General features: G+C 30.8%; 12 protein-coding genes. 4 read left to right on the forward strand and 8 right to left on the reverse strand.

What is annotated here, in order from left to right; translation table 11 throughout:
- Both ACQY6M_RS01965 and ACQY6M_RS01970 read left to right on the forward strand, forming a co-directional pair.
- Positions 1-1,129: ATP-dependent DNA helicase (locus ACQY6M_RS01965; protein ID WP_428744903.1), on the forward strand; the 1,129-nt coding region annotated here is incomplete at its 5' end.
- A 133-nt stretch (positions 1,130-1,262) separates the two neighbouring features.
- Complete coding sequence (locus ACQY6M_RS01970; RefSeq protein WP_428743059.1) at positions 1,263-3,767, forward strand: PIG-L family deacetylase; 2,505 nt, start codon at positions 1,263-1,265, stop codon at positions 3,765-3,767.
- A 77-nt stretch (positions 3,768-3,844) separates the two neighbouring features.
- Here ACQY6M_RS01970 and ACQY6M_RS01975 read toward each other — a convergent pair whose 3' ends face one another.
- The gene (locus ACQY6M_RS01975; RefSeq protein ID WP_428743058.1) at positions 3,845-4,951 is read right to left on the reverse strand and encodes a WD40/YVTN/BNR-like repeat-containing protein; all 1,107 of its coding nucleotides are present in this window, start codon (positions 4,949-4,951) and stop codon (positions 3,845-3,847) included.
- A 471-nt stretch (positions 4,952-5,422) separates the two neighbouring features.
- Between ACQY6M_RS01975 and ACQY6M_RS01980 the strand changes: the two genes are divergently transcribed.
- Together ACQY6M_RS01980 and ACQY6M_RS01985 are read left to right on the forward strand one after the other, a co-directional pair.
- Positions 5,423-10,483, forward strand: coding sequence for a leucine-rich repeat domain-containing protein (locus ACQY6M_RS01980; protein WP_428743057.1), 5,061 nt, complete (start codon positions 5,423-5,425; stop codon positions 10,481-10,483).
- Complete coding sequence (locus ACQY6M_RS01985) at positions 10,480-11,157, forward strand: hypothetical protein (RefSeq protein ID WP_428743056.1); 678 nt, start codon at positions 10,480-10,482, stop codon at positions 11,155-11,157. The genes ACQY6M_RS01980 and ACQY6M_RS01985 overlap by 4 nt, the downstream gene beginning before the upstream one ends.
- Positions 11,158-11,213: 56 nt before the next feature.
- Here the strand turns inward: ACQY6M_RS01985 and ACQY6M_RS01990 are convergent, their stop codons facing one another.
- From ACQY6M_RS01990 to ACQY6M_RS02020, 7 genes are all read right to left on the reverse strand, one after another.
- Positions 11,214-12,824, reverse strand: coding sequence for a class I SAM-dependent methyltransferase (locus tag ACQY6M_RS01990; protein WP_428743055.1), 1,611 nt, complete (start codon positions 12,822-12,824; stop codon positions 11,214-11,216).
- Between the two features lie 74 nt (positions 12,825-12,898).
- Positions 12,899-13,519: a hypothetical protein gene (locus ACQY6M_RS01995; protein WP_428743054.1), complete on the reverse strand. Its 621-nt coding sequence runs from the start codon at positions 13,517-13,519 to the stop codon at positions 12,899-12,901.
- A gap of 28 nt (positions 13,520-13,547) precedes the next feature.
- Positions 13,548-14,087 carry an NUDIX hydrolase gene (locus tag ACQY6M_RS02000; RefSeq protein WP_428743053.1) on the reverse strand — a complete coding sequence of 180 codons (540 nt, stop codon included), beginning with the start codon at positions 14,085-14,087 and terminating at the stop codon, positions 13,548-13,550.
- Complete coding sequence (locus tag ACQY6M_RS02005) at positions 14,080-14,556, reverse strand: GNAT family N-acetyltransferase (RefSeq protein ID WP_428743052.1); 477 nt, start codon at positions 14,554-14,556, stop codon at positions 14,080-14,082. The genes ACQY6M_RS02000 and ACQY6M_RS02005 overlap by 8 nt, the downstream gene beginning before the upstream one ends.
- Positions 14,541-15,860 carry a phosphoribosylamine--glycine ligase gene (locus ACQY6M_RS02010; RefSeq protein ID WP_428743051.1) on the reverse strand — a complete coding sequence of 440 codons (1,320 nt, stop codon included), beginning with the start codon at positions 15,858-15,860 and terminating at the stop codon, positions 14,541-14,543. The genes ACQY6M_RS02005 and ACQY6M_RS02010 overlap by 16 nt, the downstream gene beginning before the upstream one ends.
- 134 nt (positions 15,861-15,994) lie before the next feature.
- Positions 15,995-17,083: a M42 family metallopeptidase gene (locus tag ACQY6M_RS02015; RefSeq protein ID WP_428743050.1), complete on the reverse strand. Its 1,089-nt coding sequence runs from the start codon at positions 17,081-17,083 to the stop codon at positions 15,995-15,997.
- 33 nt (positions 17,084-17,116) lie between these two features.
- Positions 17,117-17,920 (reverse strand): lysophospholipid acyltransferase family protein, encoded by an 804-nt coding sequence (locus tag ACQY6M_RS02020; RefSeq protein WP_428743049.1) that lies wholly within the window; start codon positions 17,918-17,920, stop codon positions 17,117-17,119.
- Between the last annotated feature and the right edge of the window lie 41 nt (positions 17,921-17,961).

Below are 17,961 nucleotides of genomic sequence, written 5' to 3' on the forward strand. Positions count from 1 at the left end.
ATATTTTCCCAAGAAGCAGAGCAGTGGGGGGGTGAGTTTTGTAATGCAACCCAACAAACATACCGATACACTTTTTATAGTTGATGAAGCGTCAATGATTTCTGATGAAAAGCAGAATGCTAAATTGTTTGAAAATGGTTCATTATTAGATGATTTAATCTCTTATGTGTATTCAGGGAAAAATTGTAAAATTATATTTATAGGAGATACTGCACAGTTGCCACCTGTAAAACTAACGATGAGCCCCGCTTTAGAAGCGGATAATCTGTCTTTTGAGTTTAATAAAGAAGTTACCGAAATTGAATTGGATGAAGTGGTACGACAAGAAGAAGGCTCAGGAATATTGGCAAATGCAACAGATTTACGTTTGTTAATTCAGAATGAGTCTACACATTTTCAATTCGATTTAAACTATCCTGATATCATCCGTTTACAAGATGGGTATGATATTCAAGATGCCATAACGATGGCTTATGACGGAGATATAGGAGTAGAAGATACTGCTATTATTGTGCGTTCAAATAAACGAGCTAACCAATACAATCAACAGATACGAACTAAAATCCGTGGACAAGAAAACGAGATTTCTACAGGCGATTATGTAATGGTGGTAAAAAACAATTACTATTGGTTAAAAGATTCTTCATCTGCAGGATTTATAGCAAACGGTGATATTTGTGAAGTGATGCGTATTAATGCAATTAAAGAATTGTACGGATTTAAGTTTGCTGAAGTGGAAGTCCGAATGATTGACTATCCTGATATGAAACCTTTTGAAACAGTATTATTACTTGATACACTTACAAGCGAAAGCCCATCATTAACTTATGAAGAATCTAACCGATTATATGAAGCGGTAAAAGAAGATTTCGCTCAAGAAAAATCGAAGTATAAACAATTTATGGGCGTAAAGAAGAATAAATATTTCAATGCACTACAGGTTAAATTTTCATATGCTATGACTTGTCATAAATCTCAAGGAGGACAATGGAAAACAGTGTTTATTGAACAACCCTATTTACCAGATGGAGCTTCAGTTGAATATTTACGTTGGTTATATACAGCTGTTACCCGTGCCCAAGAAAAATTGTATCTGATAGGTTTTAAAGACGAGTATTTTCTAGATTAGAAGAAATAATAAACCAGTTTTTCTCTACTTGTAAAGTAATCTACATTTTGTTATAGAAGTGTTAGCGTTTTGTTAATATGATTTAAACTCAAACTAAAAAAGTTACATTTGTGTATTACTCAAACTATTAAAAATGCACAAAAAAGTACTGCTTTCCTTTTCTTTTTTATTGATTTCGCTAACAATAAACGCTCAAAAACCACAAAAATTAAACTCAAATCAGATTTATGAGAAAATACAAAAGTTAAACTTTTTAGGTTCAGCTTTGTATATAGCAGCTCATCCTGATGATGAAAACACACGATTAATAGCTTATCTATCGAATCATGAAAAAGCAAGAACTGCCTATTTATCGCTAACACGAGGAGACGGTGGTCAAAACTTGATAGGTCCTGAAATGCGTGAATTGTTGGGAGTAATTCGTACCCAAGAATTGTTAGCAGCGAGAGGAGTTGATGGAGGAGAACAACGCTTTTCAAGAGCTAATGATTTTGGTTATTCAAAACATCCAGATGAAACGTTAAAAATTTGGGACAAAGAGAAAGTGTTAGCAGATGTAGTTTGGGCAATTCGTACTTTCAAACCAGATGTAATTATCAATCGCTTTAATCACAGAACACCAGGAACTACACATGGGCATCATACATCTTCTGCAATGTTGAGTGTTGAAGCTTTCGATTTAGCTGGAGATAAAACAAAATACCCAGAGCAGTTACAACATACAAGTACATGGCAACCAAACAGGTTGTTCTTTAATACTTCTTGGTGGTTTTATGGAAGTGAAGAAAAATTTGCAAAAGCAGATAAAAGCAAGATGTTAAACTTTGATATAGGAACCTATTATCCTTTGAAAGGATTGTCTAATAATGAGGTAGCGGCTATTGCAAGTAGTCAACACTTATGTCAAGGTTTTGGAAGATTAACCACTAGAGGAAGTCAAACGGAGTATGTTGAATTTTTAAAAGGAGAATTCCCAAAGGATAAAAAAGACATTTTTTCAGGAATCAATACCACTTGGAATAGAGTAGAAGGAGGTGGAGAGATTGGGGATATTTTATATGATGTAGAGCAAAATTTCGATTTTGTAAATCCGTCAAAACATCTTCCAGCATTATTAAATGCGTATCAAAAGGTTCAACAATTAAAAGATGAGCACTGGAAATCGATTAAGACTAAAGAATTAAAGGAAATTATCGAAGCCTGTGCAGGATTGTATTTAGAAGCCTCAGCAGTGAACTCTAGTGCAACGCCAAATAGTACTGTTGATATCGATTTTGAAGTTTTGAATAGAAGCGGATTGTTAATAGAATTATCTTCTATAAAAATACTTCCAGTGCATAAAAAAATAGAGAAAGATATAGATTTAGTTAATAACGAAAAGAAAACGTTTAAAGAAACAATTTTGATACCTGAAATTTCGTATTCATCACCGTATTGGTTACAGCAACCTTGGAGTATGGGGATGTATACAGTAGAAAATCAGGAATTAAGAGGGAAACCTGAAACTCCAAGACCAATTCAGGTTCAATTTAATTTGATGATTGAAAATCAGGCTATTTCTTTTGTTAAACCAGTAGTCTATAGGTATTCAAAACGCGATAAAGGAGAAATCTATGAGCCTTTTGAAATACTACCTAAAGTAACTACAAAGTTGAACGATAAAGTATTGATTTTTGCTACTTCGGAACCAAGAAAAGTAAGTGTAGAAGTGAGAGCTGGTGATGTGAATACTACTGGAAAAATAAGTTTACTAGCTCCAAAAGGGTGGAAAGTGCTTCCAAAAGAAGCAGATTTTTCAATCGCACAAAAAGGAGATATTCAATTGGTAGACTTTACAGTAACTCCAACTGAAAATGAATCAGAAGGATTACTTAAAATAAAAGCTCCGGTTGGAGGGAAAGACTATGATAAAGAATTGGTAGAAATCAATTATGATCATATTCCAAAGCAATCGGTATTATTAACTTCTCAAGCTAAAGTTGTTCGTTTAAATATAGAAAAGAATGGAAGACAGATAGGGTATATTCAAGGTTCAGGAGATGCGATTCCTGAAAGTTTACAACAAATTGGTTATGAAGTAACAGAATTGAATGTAAATGAAATCAACGGTAATTTAGCTCAATTTGATGCGGTAGTTGTTGGAATTCGTGCCTATAATACTAATAAAGAGTTACAATTTAAGCAGAAGTATTTATTGGATTATGTTAAAAATGGTGGAAACTTAATAATACAGTACAACACGAATAGAGGAGTAGATGTGCAAGCACCATATGAATTACAATTATCACGCGATAGAGTAACTGATGAGTATTCTGAAGTAACTATGTTAGCTAAAGATCATTCTATTTTAAATTATCCAAATAAAATTACCGAAGCTGATTTTAATGGATGGGTACAAGAACGTGGACTATATTTTCCTGACAAATGGAGTAAAGAGTACACTCCGATATTATCTATGCATGATAAGGGAGAATCTGCTAAAAATGGAAGTTTGTTAGTAGCAAAATATGGAAAAGGAAACTATATCTATACAGGCTTAAGTTTCTTTAGAGAGTTGCCAGCGGGTGTTTCTGGAGCCTATAAGTTGTTTGCTAATTTATTATCTGTAAAAGAAAATATGGTGGTTGACGAAAAATAAAGCTTTGTCAAATACACAAAACAAAAGAAGCTAGGTTTTAACCTAGCTTCTTTTGTTTATAAGTAAAATAGTACTAACTATTCAATTACTATTTTAACTAGCAAACCTTTATAACCAATAGCGATGAAAGTATTTTCGTTTAGTGCTTCAACATCATTCCAAGCGGCAGTAACAAATTCATGGTTAATACGTTTCCAATGATCACCATTGTCTTTTGAAAAAGTCATAAATTCACCGTCTGCTAAATTATTTGATTTATTACGACCAACAACTATTATATTTTTCGACCTTCCGGTACCTAATGCTACAGCTGTTAAACGGTTATTGTTATTGTAATCAAAAGTTTGCCAATCGTATGATGAATAAGTACCATAAATTCCACCTCGTTCATTTTCAGCATTTACAATACCATTGCTACCAATAGCCATAACTATTCCATCCTTACAGGCAATATCATTATAACGTATAGCTTGCTGAGTTTCTATTAATTCATACTGACCTTCATACTTTCCTACTAGAACTCCCTTATCATTTAAACCACCACCAATAACCATATAACCTGTTTCTTTAATATAGTCGACACTACTAAGCATGTTATTTTCCATCATTTTTTGAAATTCATCGTTTCCTACGTATTCATTCCATAATTCCCCTTCATTCCAAGATAAGAAAATAACTCCTTTTTTGATAGCTTCTTTATATCCAACGATATAAATTTCATCATGAATATCATAAGTAATATCCTTTAAGATAATTCCTTTGTTAGTTAAAACGTTATTAATATCCCAAGTTTTACCCGAATCTTTTGAGATTATAATTTCTCCTGTAAATGCTATTGCTACAATTAAATTAGACTTTAAAACTTTAATTTTTTCTATATAAAAAGAACCGTCGGTAAATACTTTTTCCCAAGTATTACCTCCATCAATAGTTTTAAATATTTCTGAAGCTACAGATTTGTTATTTAACATAGAAGCAGCAACATAACCTATTGTTTCATTTTCAAAATCTATCGATTTTAGAGGAAGTTCTGTAAAAGAATTCATTTTTGTAATTTTTACAGATTCGTTAGGAGGTGTAGTACCACCATCATTGCCTCCCGAATTTGGAGTGTCATCATTGCTAGAGCAAGAAGTAATAAGGACTAGGCTAAGAATAATAATAAAGATTTCTCTTAATTTCATGTTTTAAATTTTTTGTGTTTTTAATTATTTTTCTGCAATCAATCTTTTATTAAAAAGCGAAGAATTTATGGGGTACTTAAAAAGAAAATAAAAGACTATTACCCACCTTTTTAAAACTTAAAATAAGTATAGCGATTAAAAGTTAGGTTACTATTAATGGTCAAAGTAAAATAAGTTGAGACATAGCTTTTTCGCGCGAAGGTAAAGCGAAGCAATAGAAAGAAGTGTTTTGTGTTTGTTAAAAGTTTATTAATTTCTAATACTGACTTTCTATCTACTTCTGAAAGGAAATCAAAATAAAAAAGGTTTATTATTTCTCAAAAGAATAATAGAAACTGTAGCTAATTCTGAGTAAAGATATTTTATTTAAAATAAGTGAAGTCTATGTTTATTTTGTGTGAAAAACAAAGAGGGGTAGTTTTTTTATTGAGTGAGTTTTAACTACTTTTGGCACCGATTAAAAAAAATTATATGAAAAGACTACTACTTTTTACGCTAGTCCTTTTTGGCGTATATGTAAATGCTCAAGAAATTTCTCAAAGTGATAAAGATGCTTTAATAGCGCTTTATAATGCTACAGATGGAGCAAATTGGACAAACAAATGGGATTTGAATGACTCTCCACAGAATTGGTATGGAGTAAAAACAAATGTGGTTTTTGGTGCATCGGGTGCCGAAAGACATGTTGATGAAATTAACCTACCTAATAACAACCTAGTGGGGACTTTACCATCAGAATTAGGAAGTTTGAAGAGTTTGAATGTATTAAATCTTTCAAATAATTCAATTTCTGGAGCTATACCAGGCGGTTTAGGTTATGCAAAAGATTTAAATTATTTATATCTTCAAAATAATCAATTATCTGGAGATATACCTGTTGAACTTTTTACGCTTACTGAAAGACACTTTGTAGAGATAAATTTAAGTTCAAACCTGTTAACTGGTAAACTACCAGTTGAAATAGGTAATGCAATTGCAAACGTGGGTGATGTTTATGTATCAAACAATTTGCTTACAGATTTACCAGATTATACAGCGAGTACTTTATTTAGAATAAAAACCTTAGATGTAAGTAATAATAATATTCCTTTCGCTGTGTTTGAAAGAGCTTCTTCTTTTGACAACATAGCTAAAGTATTAGAAGATAATGTAGCAACGCTTACTTATAGCCCGCAGAACAAAATCAACGAGGAAGAAAACATTGTTTTTGAGGAAGGAACAAATGTTAGTTTTTCGGTAACAGGCTTGTCAAGTACTAATAATACCTATCAGTGGTTTAATAATAGTGCTTCAATCACAGGGGCTACTAGTGCTACCTATCAAATAACTAGTGCTAGTTTAGCAGATGCAGGTACGTATTATTGTGAAATACAAAATCCAAGTGTACCAAACTTAACTTTAAAAAGGAATAATATTGTTTACAGAACAGTAGAGTCTATTAGTGACAAAAATGCTTTGATAGCATTTTATAATACTACCGATGGAGCTAATTGGACAGATCCATGGGATTTGAATGCAGATATAAGCATTTGGAAAGGAGTAACAACAAACGCTGCTGGTAGGGTAACAGAATTAAACTTAAGTAATAGAGGACTTAATGGAACATTGCCTGTAGAGATTGGTAATTTATCAGAATTAAAGAGGTTATTTTTGTACAAAAATCAATTAACAGGAATCATACCTTTAGAAATTAAAAACTTAACCAACTTGACTTATTTATGGTTGAATAGTAATAATTTAAATGGTGTTGTGCCTGAAGAAATAGGAGATTTAACCAATTTAGAAAGTTTGGATTTAAGTTATAACGAGTTAATGGGAAGTATACCTTCTGCAATAGAAAACTTAACTAGCCTAACCAGTTTAAATTTAAGAACAAATAAGTTAACAGGAAACATACCTTCAGAAATTGGGAATTTAATTGATTTAACATCTCTAATTTTGAGCTCTAATCAACTAACAGGAGTTATACCTACAGAGATTGGAAACTTAACGAACTTAAGAAATTTATGGTTATATAAAAATAAGTTAACTGGAAGTGTACCACTAGAAATTAGAAATCTAATTAATTTAAAAAAAATATTATTAGATAATAATGAGTTAACTGGAAGTATACCATCAGAAATTGGTAATTTAATCAATTTAACAGATCTAAGTTTATCTAGTAATCAACTAACAGGAAGTATACCTACTGCAATAGGAAACATAACTAACCTAACCAGTTTAAATTTTAGTACAAATAAGTTAACAGGAAATATACCATCAGAAATTGGTAATTTAATTAGTTTGACATCTCTAAATTTAGGTTTTAATCAACTAACCGGAGTTATACCATCAGAAATTGGTAATTTAATCAACTTAAAAGTTATATACTTAGGTCATAATAAATTAACTGGGGGTATACCTTTGGAAATCACAATGTTATCTAATTTAGAAAGTGTGATCTTACGTTACAATGAATTGACAGGGGTAATACCATCAGAAATTGGTAATTTAATCAATTTAACAGATCTAATTTTATCTAGTAATCAATTAACAGGAAGTATACCATCAGAAATAGGAAACTTAACTAAGTTAATAAATTTAACTTTAGATGGTAATCAATTAACAGGAAAGATTCCTGTGATATTTAAGGATATGATAAATCTTAGTAATTTATCTATCCATAATAACAGTTTTACATTTGTCGATTTAGAAGATAATTTTTTATTGTTAAAAGACAAATTGAGGAGTTATGACTATCATCCACAATCTGATATAGGTGTTCCAGAAGTACATAACATTGATCAATATAAATCTATTACTTTTACAGTAAATAGTACTTCTAATAATAATAATTATCAATGGAAGTTCAAAGGAGAAAATATAATAGGAGCAACCAATAAAAGTTACACTTTAAATAGTGTAACCACATCTGATATAGGAGAGTACAACTGTATTATTACTAATAGTATAGTTTCTGGTTTAATATTATCTAGTGAACCTATCACTTTAAATGTTAATATTATTGATACGGATAATGATGGGGTAAATGATGATATAGACAAATGTTTAGATACACCAGCTGGAGAATCAGTAAATGTAGACGGATGTTCGGATAGTCAATTAGATGATGATAACGATGGAGTAAATAATGCTATAGATTTATGTCTAAATACTCCAATAGGGGCGATTGTAAATGAAAAAGGATGTTCAGAAAATAATAGTGATAAAGAAGCACTTATAGCGCTTTATAATGCTACTGATGGAGTAAATTGGACAGAAACATGGGATCTTAATGCTCAAATGAGTACATGGAAAGGTGTTGTCTTAGATACTTATGGTAACGTTACAAAATTGGATTTATATTTTAATAATTTAAATGGGATGTTACCCTCTGAAATAGGTAATTTAACTAGTTTGATATTTTTAAATATTTCTTCTAATAAGTTAATTGGAGAAATTCCGCCAGAAATAGGTAATCTTATCAATTTAAAAAAATTAAGCTTTTCAAATAATCAACTATCTGGAGTAATACCTAAAGAGATTGGAAAATTAACCTTTTTAGAGGAATTAAGTTTGGGGGGTAATCAACTTACAGGTGCTATACCAATTGAAGTAACTAATTTAACTAAATTAAGAGACATCTCTTTATCACAAAATCAATTATCAGGAGAGATACCCAAAGAAATAGGAAAATTAACCTTTTTAGAGAAATTAAGTTTATATACAAATCAACTTATAGGAGATATTCCACTAGAAATAGGTAATCTTACGAACTTAACATACTTAAATATAGCTAATAATAAATTGACAGGAGCTATTCCAAAAAGTATAGGAAATTTAATAAAAATACAAAACATTTCTATAGGAACAAATCAACTTACAGGAGAGATTCCACTAGAAATAGGTAACCTCACTAATTTAAGATTTTTATATTTATTCAATAATCAATTAACAGGAGAAATACCATCAGAAATAGGTAATCTTGTTAGCTTAGAATACATATCGTTAAATAGTAACAATTTAACAGGAATAATACCAGGAGAATTAGGTAACCTTATTAATTTAGAATTTCTGATGTTGGAAAAAAATAAATTGTCTGGATTTATACCTTTTGGGATAGAAAACTTAGTGAAGTTAAGATGGCTTAGTTTAGCTGAAAACGAATTAACAGGAATAATACCAATTGAAATAGGTAATCTAATTAATTTAGAATATTTGTCATTAGATAAAAATAATTTATCAGGACCCATACCTTCTGAGTTTGGAAATCTTAATAAGTTGGAAAGTGCATATTTGAGAGGAAATCAATTATCAGGAAAAATACCTTCTACTATTAAAGATATGGATAGTTTTGATATTTTAGTTATAGAGAACAATAATTTTGTTTTTAAAGATTTGGAAGATGAATTCTTGCCAATTAAAAATAAATTAAAACACTATGTATATGATTCACAAGCGCACTTAGATGTATCAAAAGAAATAACAGTTAAACAAAATGAAAGTATAACCTTTAGTGTTGAAGGAACTTCAAGTCCAAATAATATTTATACTTGGCGTTTAAATGGAAAAAACATTCTAAATACTAAAGATAAAACGTTTACTATAAGTAAAGCTGACATTGATGATAATGGAGTATATGACTGTCTTATAACAAATAGTGTGGTTACGAATTTAACATTAATTAAAAAACCAATCACCTTAAATGTAGAAATTATAGATGCAGACAATGATGGAGTTAATGATGATATTGATCAATGCCCGAACACAGTTGAAGGTAGTGTCGTTGATGCTAATGGTTGTGCTCAATACCAATTAATTGATATAGCACCTAGTGATATTCAGGTTATGGTAAACAGTACAACTTGTCCAGATAAAAGTAACGGTATTGTAAACCTTTTATTTAAGAAAGATTATACTTATAAAGTAATTTTGGTAGGACAAGATGTAATAAATAAAACTTTTGAAAATGTAAACTATACTTCTGGATTAAAAATTACAGAGTTACCTGTTGGAAGTTATGAAATATGTGTTACCGCGTCAGAGTTGCCTAGTTTTAGCCAATGTTATAATGTAATGGTTAGCACTCCAGCAGCCTTAAAAGTTTCGCAAAAAAGTTTAACAGGTACTTCAATTACGTATCAAGTTTCAGGAAGTGAAAGTTATAAAGTAACCGTAAATAGTAATGAATATTCATACTCTTTTAAAGATGCTGGTAAACAAGAAATAACTGTTAATTTGGACAGTGGAAGTAACTCTGTAGAAATAACAACAAATAAACCATGTCAAGGTGTTTATAACAAGAGTATTATTGTTAATGGTATTACATTGTATCCTATTCCTGTTACAAACTATCTAAACATTTCTGGTGTTACAGATAATACTGCTATGGTTACAGTAAGAAGCCTTGAAGGAGCTACTGTATTATCAACTAAACTTGATGTTTATAACGGAGTAGCTAAATTACCAATGGATACTCTAGCTACAGGAATGTATCTTGTAACAGTTACTACTTCAACACAAACTGTTAACACTAAAATATTCAAAAAATGAGAAAACTAATATTTATACTATTTACACAATTAATTTTAACTTCTTGTGGAGGAGGAGGTAGTGAAGACCCAATACCTTCAGAACCAGAATTAGGGGCTTTTGAATTAGTCTTTCCTGAAAATAATACGCTTTGTACAGAAGGAACTAAAATATCTGACAACGAAGTTTCTATTCCCCTAAAATGGAGTAACTCTACAAATGCTACATCTTATGAAGTAGTACTTACTAATACTGAAAGTGGAAATAGAATTGAAAAAATAACTAACATGAATTTTATGAATATTACTTTGCCAAAAGCGACAAAATTTTCTTGGAATGTTGTCGCTATTAGGCAAGATAATGTAAAGCAAAGTAATAACACATGGAATTTTTATACAGAAGGAGTTTCTACTTCTAACCATGCGCCATTTCCTGCAAGTATAACTTTAAAAGATAATAAAGATAGTACCATTAATATTAGTTGGGTAGCATCAGATCTTGACAATGATATTTTAAAATATAAAGTATATTTAGGGGAGTCAAAAGATACAGTTGAATTAATTAAGGAAACAGAAAGTAGTATTATAGAAAAACAAAGTATTGATTATAATACAATCTATTTTCTAAAAATTGTAGTGTTAGACAAAAATGGAAACTCATCGTCTAGCACTAAGGAGTTTAGGTTTAATATTTAAACACATATAAATTTATACTTTAAAAAGCTGCTGTAGTCTAATTACAGTAGCTTTTTTTATTTAAAAAGATTGATAGAAACTGTAGCTAATTCTGAATTTGGAAACTTTTTAAAGGTGTTTTTATCAGAGGTTAATCCAATAGATTCCATAGCATTCATGTATTCATCCAGCTCAATAATGTATTGATCAGAATAACCATGTGTAGCATCATAAGCGGTGGCAGCTGTCTTTCCTAAGTTTTTAGCAACCAATTCTGGTTTTGATGTATGTAATTCGATTAGTAATAAACCAAATTTACTGATATATGGTTTCCACTTGGTAAAATGTTGTTTTAAAGACTCTACTACCAAATTGTTGTTTAAACGTTTTCCTCTGTATGCATAAGCTCCTGTTGAACTGGTAATAGCCAAATTGTTGGTTGGAGCAGGCTCTTGCCAAATTCTATTGTGATCTAAAAATGTTCGAACATTCAATAAGTCAGAAAGATTGATTCCATATTTATCATGTAAATCTTCTGATAGCGCCTTCGGATTTCCAATATCTCCCCAAATCACTTTTGCCCAAATATCTGCTTGTACTAAGTTTTTTCGAGTAATTTTTAATGCAGCTTCATTATAATCGACACCAATAAGCAATAGTGGATAGTCCTCCAACATAGTACCTCTTTTGGTTTGGTTTTCTATCACATTGAATAAATGCTTTAAAAACGCACCGTTACCACAGCCAACATCTAAAATACCTTTTGGCTGCTCATTGATAGGTTTGTTGAACAGATTGATGATAATTTCATCAATTACCTTAAAATAGGTTGAATGTGCACCACCGCTTCCCCAAACATTCATTTCTCTATCTACATGAATTTCGTCATTTCCAATGTCAGAAGTTCTAAAAATATCAGGATTTCCAAAAATAAGTTTGTCTAGTTTTCTAAGAGTTGGAATGTAAGATACTGTAACTCCATAAGCACTTGCTCTCCGGGCAAAAAACAAGCCTTCATCGGTAAATTCATACGAATCTTTTGTTTTGGTAAACCATTTTAAACGAGTTAACAAGTCTAACAACCGACCAAAGTTTTCAGCATCTTTATGAAATTCATCTGCGCTAAATTTAGTTTGCATAAAGTATTTATGAAACATACCGCTCATTCCTAATAAAACAGTAGTTGGACCAACGATAATCCCTTCAATATGTGTAAGAATTTGGTTCAAAATTTCTTTTTCTTTGGAAGTTGAAGGAGGTTCAATTCCAAAATTATTGGTAAAATTTTGATACAAGCTTTCTAACTTTTCAAAAGGCTCAATTTCAAACTTTCTAGCACTGTAATTTTCAGAGAACTTTAATAAAATAAAAGCTTCTTTATAAATGTGAAAGTATGAAAATGCAATAGCAGAAACTTCTTTGATTTCAAAATGTACAGTGTTATGCGTATTATCTACATGTTGTATTAACCAACCTTGCGAACATAATGTTCTTAAAGCCACATTCAAATAGCCATCGTTAGCATTAAACTTGGAAGCTATTTCATTTAAACTAGCTGATTTTTTCTCTAATAAGTAGTTTGTGATTCCTTTTTCGTGTAAGATGTATGCTGCTGGACAAGTCACAATTCCGTCTAAGTGACGAAACAACCTACTTCTTAATGCAGATTTTTCTTGTTTGGTTAACATATAAGAATGATTATTTGTCTTAAATATAGCTATTTAAGTTTAAATGTTTTTCATCTTATTTTAAGTTTTAAATATTATTTATAAGTGAATGTAAAAGATGTAACCCATATGGTATCTGAAGAGGTAGATTTCTTCTTTTGTTTAAGACAATTTCCTCTGCTGTCTTTTGTGATACACTCAATATTAATTGTATCTACAGGATTGTTGTCTTTATCCGTAATAACTATTTTGTTAAGGTCACCGTTGGTATATTGATATTGATGTGTGTAGAATGTAGAAAAATTATCTACTATTTTATCAATTATATCGTCTTGAGTATAATGTACAATAATTTCATTTTGTTTATACTGTTTTTGAGTATAACAGCTAATACGTTCTCGTTGTTTTGGTTTCCAACGAGTTTTACAATAATATGGAAGTTTGTTAGGGTACGAATGCTTTTCAAACCAAAGACGCTTTTCGGTCTTTTCAATAAGATTACCAAGACTATCAATAGTTTTTGATGTTTTTACGCGTCCGTTTTTAGTAAAGTGTATAGTTTTGGTTTGAAGTAATTTTTTTTGATTGTTTTCAACGATATATACTTCTTCTCTTATGCTTTTAATATCATCTGAAAAACCATGTTTTTTTAGATATTGTTTAGAAACACATGATTGTAGTATGCAAAGAAGTAAACAAAATAGAAGCTTTTTCATGTGTAATGAAATTTGACTCTATAATATACTAAAGATTATTTAGAATTTGATCATATACAAAACAGTAATAGTCTTGATATTGAGGGAGTAAAAAGTTTTCGTAGTCTTTAGTATGTAAAATGGTCTCTAAGTTGAATAATTTTAGCTCAGCAACCTCTTCTTCTTGCAGTGTTAAGTCTTTAAGAGGAATTGTTAATTCAGCAATAAATACATGATGAAATTCATTATCAATAATTCCATTAAGATGATTTACCATGTGTTTACGTGTACCTATTTTGTGTAGATTTTCAGTAAGTATATCAAAACCTATTTCTTCTTTTACTTCTCTAAGAGCTCCAGTTATGACATCTTCACCTGCAGCAATATGACCTGCAACCGAAATATCCCAAAGTCCAGGAAATACTTTTTTGTTTAAAGCACGTTTTTGAAGCAATATTTTTTTATCAGAAGTGTATAACCAAACATGAATGGTAGGGTGGAAGTACCCGTGTTTATGGGCCTCAGATTTTAAACAGGTTTTGCCTGTATAATTTCCATTTTCATCAACGATATCTATTAATTCATCCATTGTATATTAAAATCCATTCTTTAGTAGTTGTTATATCATCACTTTCAGCATGCATCGTAAAACCATTCTGTTCGTAAAAATAACGAAGATTTTCTTCTTCAATAGTTAACCAAAACTTTTGATTTGGATAATCTTTTTTCAATAAGGTTAAAAATACACTAGCATAGCCTTTATTTCTATATTTTTCACAAATCCAAATATAGCCTAAATATAGATACCCCTTTTCGAATAAATAACTGTTACTTTTTTCAAAATTAGTAGCATAAGGAGGCATTTTGCGAAACAAAATACCTCCTCCTATAAGTTGATTGTTTACATATAATCCCACTATTTTAGAAGTGGCTTTATGTTTTTTCCAAACCGGAATTATTAATTCTTGCCATTCATTAGATAGAATAGAAAAATAATGAGTTTCATTATTAATAACTTTAATTAGTATGGAATCAAATTTCTTTATAAGAGTCCCCATGCCCATAGTTTATCTGAATCTTCTAGCCAACGATCACCAATATCAGTTCGATAATAACTATTGTTAATAATGATGTTATTTATTCGGTTTTGCATCATTTTTTGAGCGTCTTTCATAGTAACACCAGTACCAGTAACCAAAAGAGCAATTCCATCATTACCTGTTATTAACCATTCTGAATTTACTTGTTTTATATGGATAGGATGTACTCCTTCCTTCATTTCTTTTTTAAAGAGAATTACTGAATCTTTTGAAAACAATTCAAAACTTTTTTTATCCTTAAAAGGAAATGGAGGAACTACCATATAAGCACCTACTTGAAAACCTTTTTTAGTGTTGATAATAAAGTGTTTTCCTGTAGTAATTTTGTAAAAAAGAGTTCCTATAGGTTCATTAATTCCATCTCTTTGTATATATATCTGTGGGTACCCGAAACGAGAAGTAAACTCAAGAGGGTAAATTCCATTACCATTTACAATACAGTTGATGTCAAGATGTCCTACAAACCCTTTTTTTTCTAACGTATGCTCAAATTTACCGAGTGTTAGTTCAAAAATAGGAGAATCTTTTGTCCAAAACATGCTAGTTCCCATTTCACCAGTAGACACTCCTAATTCTTTTGGAAAGAACTTTTTATGCTCGAAAGAGATGTTATAAGGTTGAATAAAATTAGTACCATTAAAAAAGGCTGAAACAGCTATTTCTACACCTTTTACTTTTCGTTGTAATTGGAAATTTCCAAAACTATCTCCCCAAGATTTTTTATAGGCCTTTAGCATTCTAATTACGTCTAAGCCTTTATCATCAGTGCCTACAAATAATAATTGCTTTAAGTCTTGTGTTTCTCCACAAGGTTTTACCACATAAGCATCTGGATTTTTTTCAACATAATTGATAGCTTCTTCAAAATTGAAAAATTCTCTAGAAGGAAGTGTTTTAATCTTATGTTTTTTTAATTCTTCTTGTCCGAAATTTCTATCTAATTCAAGCAAATCGGTATATTCAGATCCACCAAAAACAAGTTTCCCATTATTTCTAAGCTCATCGCATATTTTCCCATATCCAGTGTAATCAAAAATGATAATGGTAGCCCAGTCAATGTGCTTTTTCCAGTCGCTTACTTTTGTAATAAATCCGAAACCAATTTCTCGTGAAGATTTGTCTTCGATGAACATTTTAACCGAATGTCCTTCTTGTTTAATGGTATAAGCGATATCAAGTGATTCGCCCCATTTAGAAACGAATAAAAAATTCAATTTTTCATTCGTTTTTAGGTCTGTTTTAGCTTTTTGAAGAGATGCCATATAGACCTAGCAAAAAAGTAAAATCATATAGTTTAAAGTGATACAATATTTACTTCAAAATTACTAAATTGTTTGATACAAAATTGATGGGATGAAATAAAAAAAGCCTGTTTAATTAAACAGGCTTTTTGAGATTATTTAAAGTAAGAGAAGTTTTCTCCATCTTCAATTTTTAATAAACTTTCGTAAATCATCTTAATTACGTTTTCAACATCTTCACGATGAACCATCTCAACCGTAGTATGCATATAACGTAAAGGCAATGAAATTAAAGCAGAAGCAACACCGCCATTGCTGTATGCAAAAGCATCTGTATCAGTACCTGTAGCTCTCGATAAAGCTGAACGTTGGAAAGGAATTTTGTTTTCTTCGGCAGCTTCAATAATTAAATCACGTAGTTTTTGTTGTACAGCAGGAGCGTAGGCAACTACTGGTCCCTTTCCTAACTCTAAATGACCTTCTTTTTTCTTATCGATCATAGGAGTGGTAGTATCGTGTGTTACGTCTGTAACAATAGCTACGTTAGGTTTAATGGTTTGTGTAATCATTTCAGCACCACGTAAACCAATTTCTTCTTGAACAGAGTTGGTGATATATAAACCAAAAGGTAATTTCTTTTTGTTTTCGTGTAATAAACGCGCTACTTCAGCAATCATAAATCCACCCATACGGTTGTCCAAAGCACGACATACAAATTTGTTGCCATTTAAAATATGGAATTCATCAGGATAGGTAATTACACAACCTACATGTACCCCTAGTTCTTCAACTTCCTTTTTGGTATTGCAACCACAATCGATAAAGATATTTTCAGGTTTTGGTGCTTCTTCGTTAGCTTTGTTACGCGTATGAATTGCTGGCCAACCAAAAACTCCTTTTACAATTCCATTTTTTGTGTGAATGTTTACAATCTTACTTGGTGCAATTTGGTGGTCACTTCCTCCGTTACGAATAACATAGATTAATCCATCATCAGAAATGTAATTTACATACCAAGAAATTTCATCTGCATGTCCTTCAATAACTACTTTATATTTAGCTTCAGGGTTAATTACACCTACAGCACTTCCATAAGTATCTGTGATGAAATCATCAACGTATGGTTTTAAGTAGTCCATCCATATTTTCTGACCTTCCCACTCATATCCAGTAGGAGCTGCATTGTTTAAGTATTTTTCTAAAAAGTCTATTGACTTCTTAGTTAATATTGATTTTTTAGCCATAGTATTGTATGATTAAAAGCTTTTATAATTGAATTAACTCCAAAACTTTCGTTTTTCGTTCAATTCTTCTTGTTCTTTAATTTGTTCTGGTGTTAATACCTTTAAAAAAGAAGGATGCTGTTCAATTGCATATTGAATCTTTTCAACGATATTTTCAACAGTTTCGTTTTCGTAATCTATTTCTAAAGGTTCTTTGATTACCATAGATTGTAATACATTACGTTTTTTAATTTGTAATCCTTTTTTATCAAAAGAACGTCTAAAACCGTCGATTACTATAGGTACAACAACAGGTTTATAGGTTTTAATAATATGTGCGGTACCTCTTCTAATAGGTTTAAAAGCAGTGGTTGTTCCTTGAGGAAATGTTACTACCCAACCATCATTTAAGGCTTTACCAATGTTAGAAATGTCTGACAATTTTACTTGTCTGTTTACATTTTTTCCTGCACTTCGCCAGGTTCTATCAATAGATACTGAACCAGTATAGGCAAATATTTTAGGTAGTAAACCAGAACGCATGGTTTCACCTGCAGCTACATAATATACATTTAATTTAGGATTCCAAATGTATCCTATATTATTGATATTATCTACTCGACCTTTTAGAGCTGCATTAAAAACATGAAACATGGCAGCTACATCAGCAAAGTAAGTTTGGTGGTTAGAAATAAAAAGTACATTTTGTTCGGGGAGTTGGCGTATAATTTCTGAACCTTCAATTTGTAGTTCGTTAAAACGACGATAACGACCATGTGAAATAACCCCTAAAATACGGATTAACCACTTTTTAATCCATAAAATATGTCCAAAAGGATTCCTTTTAAATAAAGGCATTTTATAATCAGGTTTTATTAGTGTAAATGCTAAATTACAAA

It is taken from the genome of Tenacibaculum sp. (assembly GCF_050290165.1).
Classification (GTDB): Bacteria; Bacteroidota; Bacteroidia; order Flavobacteriales; family Flavobacteriaceae; genus Polaribacter.

Excerpts from the sequence above, each read along its gene's own strand:
- ACQY6M_RS01970 (WP_428743059.1), top strand. The coding sequence starts at position 1,263 with ATGCACAAAAAAGTACTGCTTTCCTTTTCTTTTTTATTGATTTCGCTA.
- ACQY6M_RS01975 (WP_428743058.1), bottom strand. The coding sequence starts at position 4,951 with ATGAAATTAAGAGAAATCTTTATTATTATTCTTAGCCTAGTCCTTATT.
- ACQY6M_RS01980 (WP_428743057.1), top strand. The coding sequence starts at position 5,423 with ATGAAAAGACTACTACTTTTTACGCTAGTCCTTTTTGGCGTATATGTA.
- ACQY6M_RS01985 (WP_428743056.1), top strand. The coding sequence starts at position 10,480 with ATGAGAAAACTAATATTTATACTATTTACACAATTAATTTTAACTTCT.
- ACQY6M_RS01990 (WP_428743055.1), bottom strand. The coding sequence starts at position 12,824 with ATGTTAACCAAACAAGAAAAATCTGCATTAAGAAGTAGGTTGTTTCGT.
- ACQY6M_RS01995 (WP_428743054.1), bottom strand. The coding sequence starts at position 13,519 with ATGAAAAAGCTTCTATTTTGTTTACTTCTTTGCATACTACAATCATGT.
- ACQY6M_RS02000 (WP_428743053.1), bottom strand. The coding sequence starts at position 14,087 with ATGGATGAATTAATAGATATCGTTGATGAAAATGGAAATTATACAGGC.
- ACQY6M_RS02005 (WP_428743052.1), bottom strand. The coding sequence starts at position 14,556 with ATGGGGACTCTTATAAAGAAATTTGATTCCATACTAATTAAAGTTATT.
- ACQY6M_RS02010 (WP_428743051.1), bottom strand. The coding sequence starts at position 15,860 with ATGGCATCTCTTCAAAAAGCTAAAACAGACCTAAAAACGAATGAAAAA.
- ACQY6M_RS02015 (WP_428743050.1), bottom strand. The coding sequence starts at position 17,083 with ATGGCTAAAAAATCAATATTAACTAAGAAGTCAATAGACTTTTTAGAA.
- ACQY6M_RS02020 (WP_428743049.1), bottom strand. The coding sequence starts at position 17,920 with ATGCCTTTATTTAAAAGGAATCCTTTTGGACATATTTTATGGATTAAA.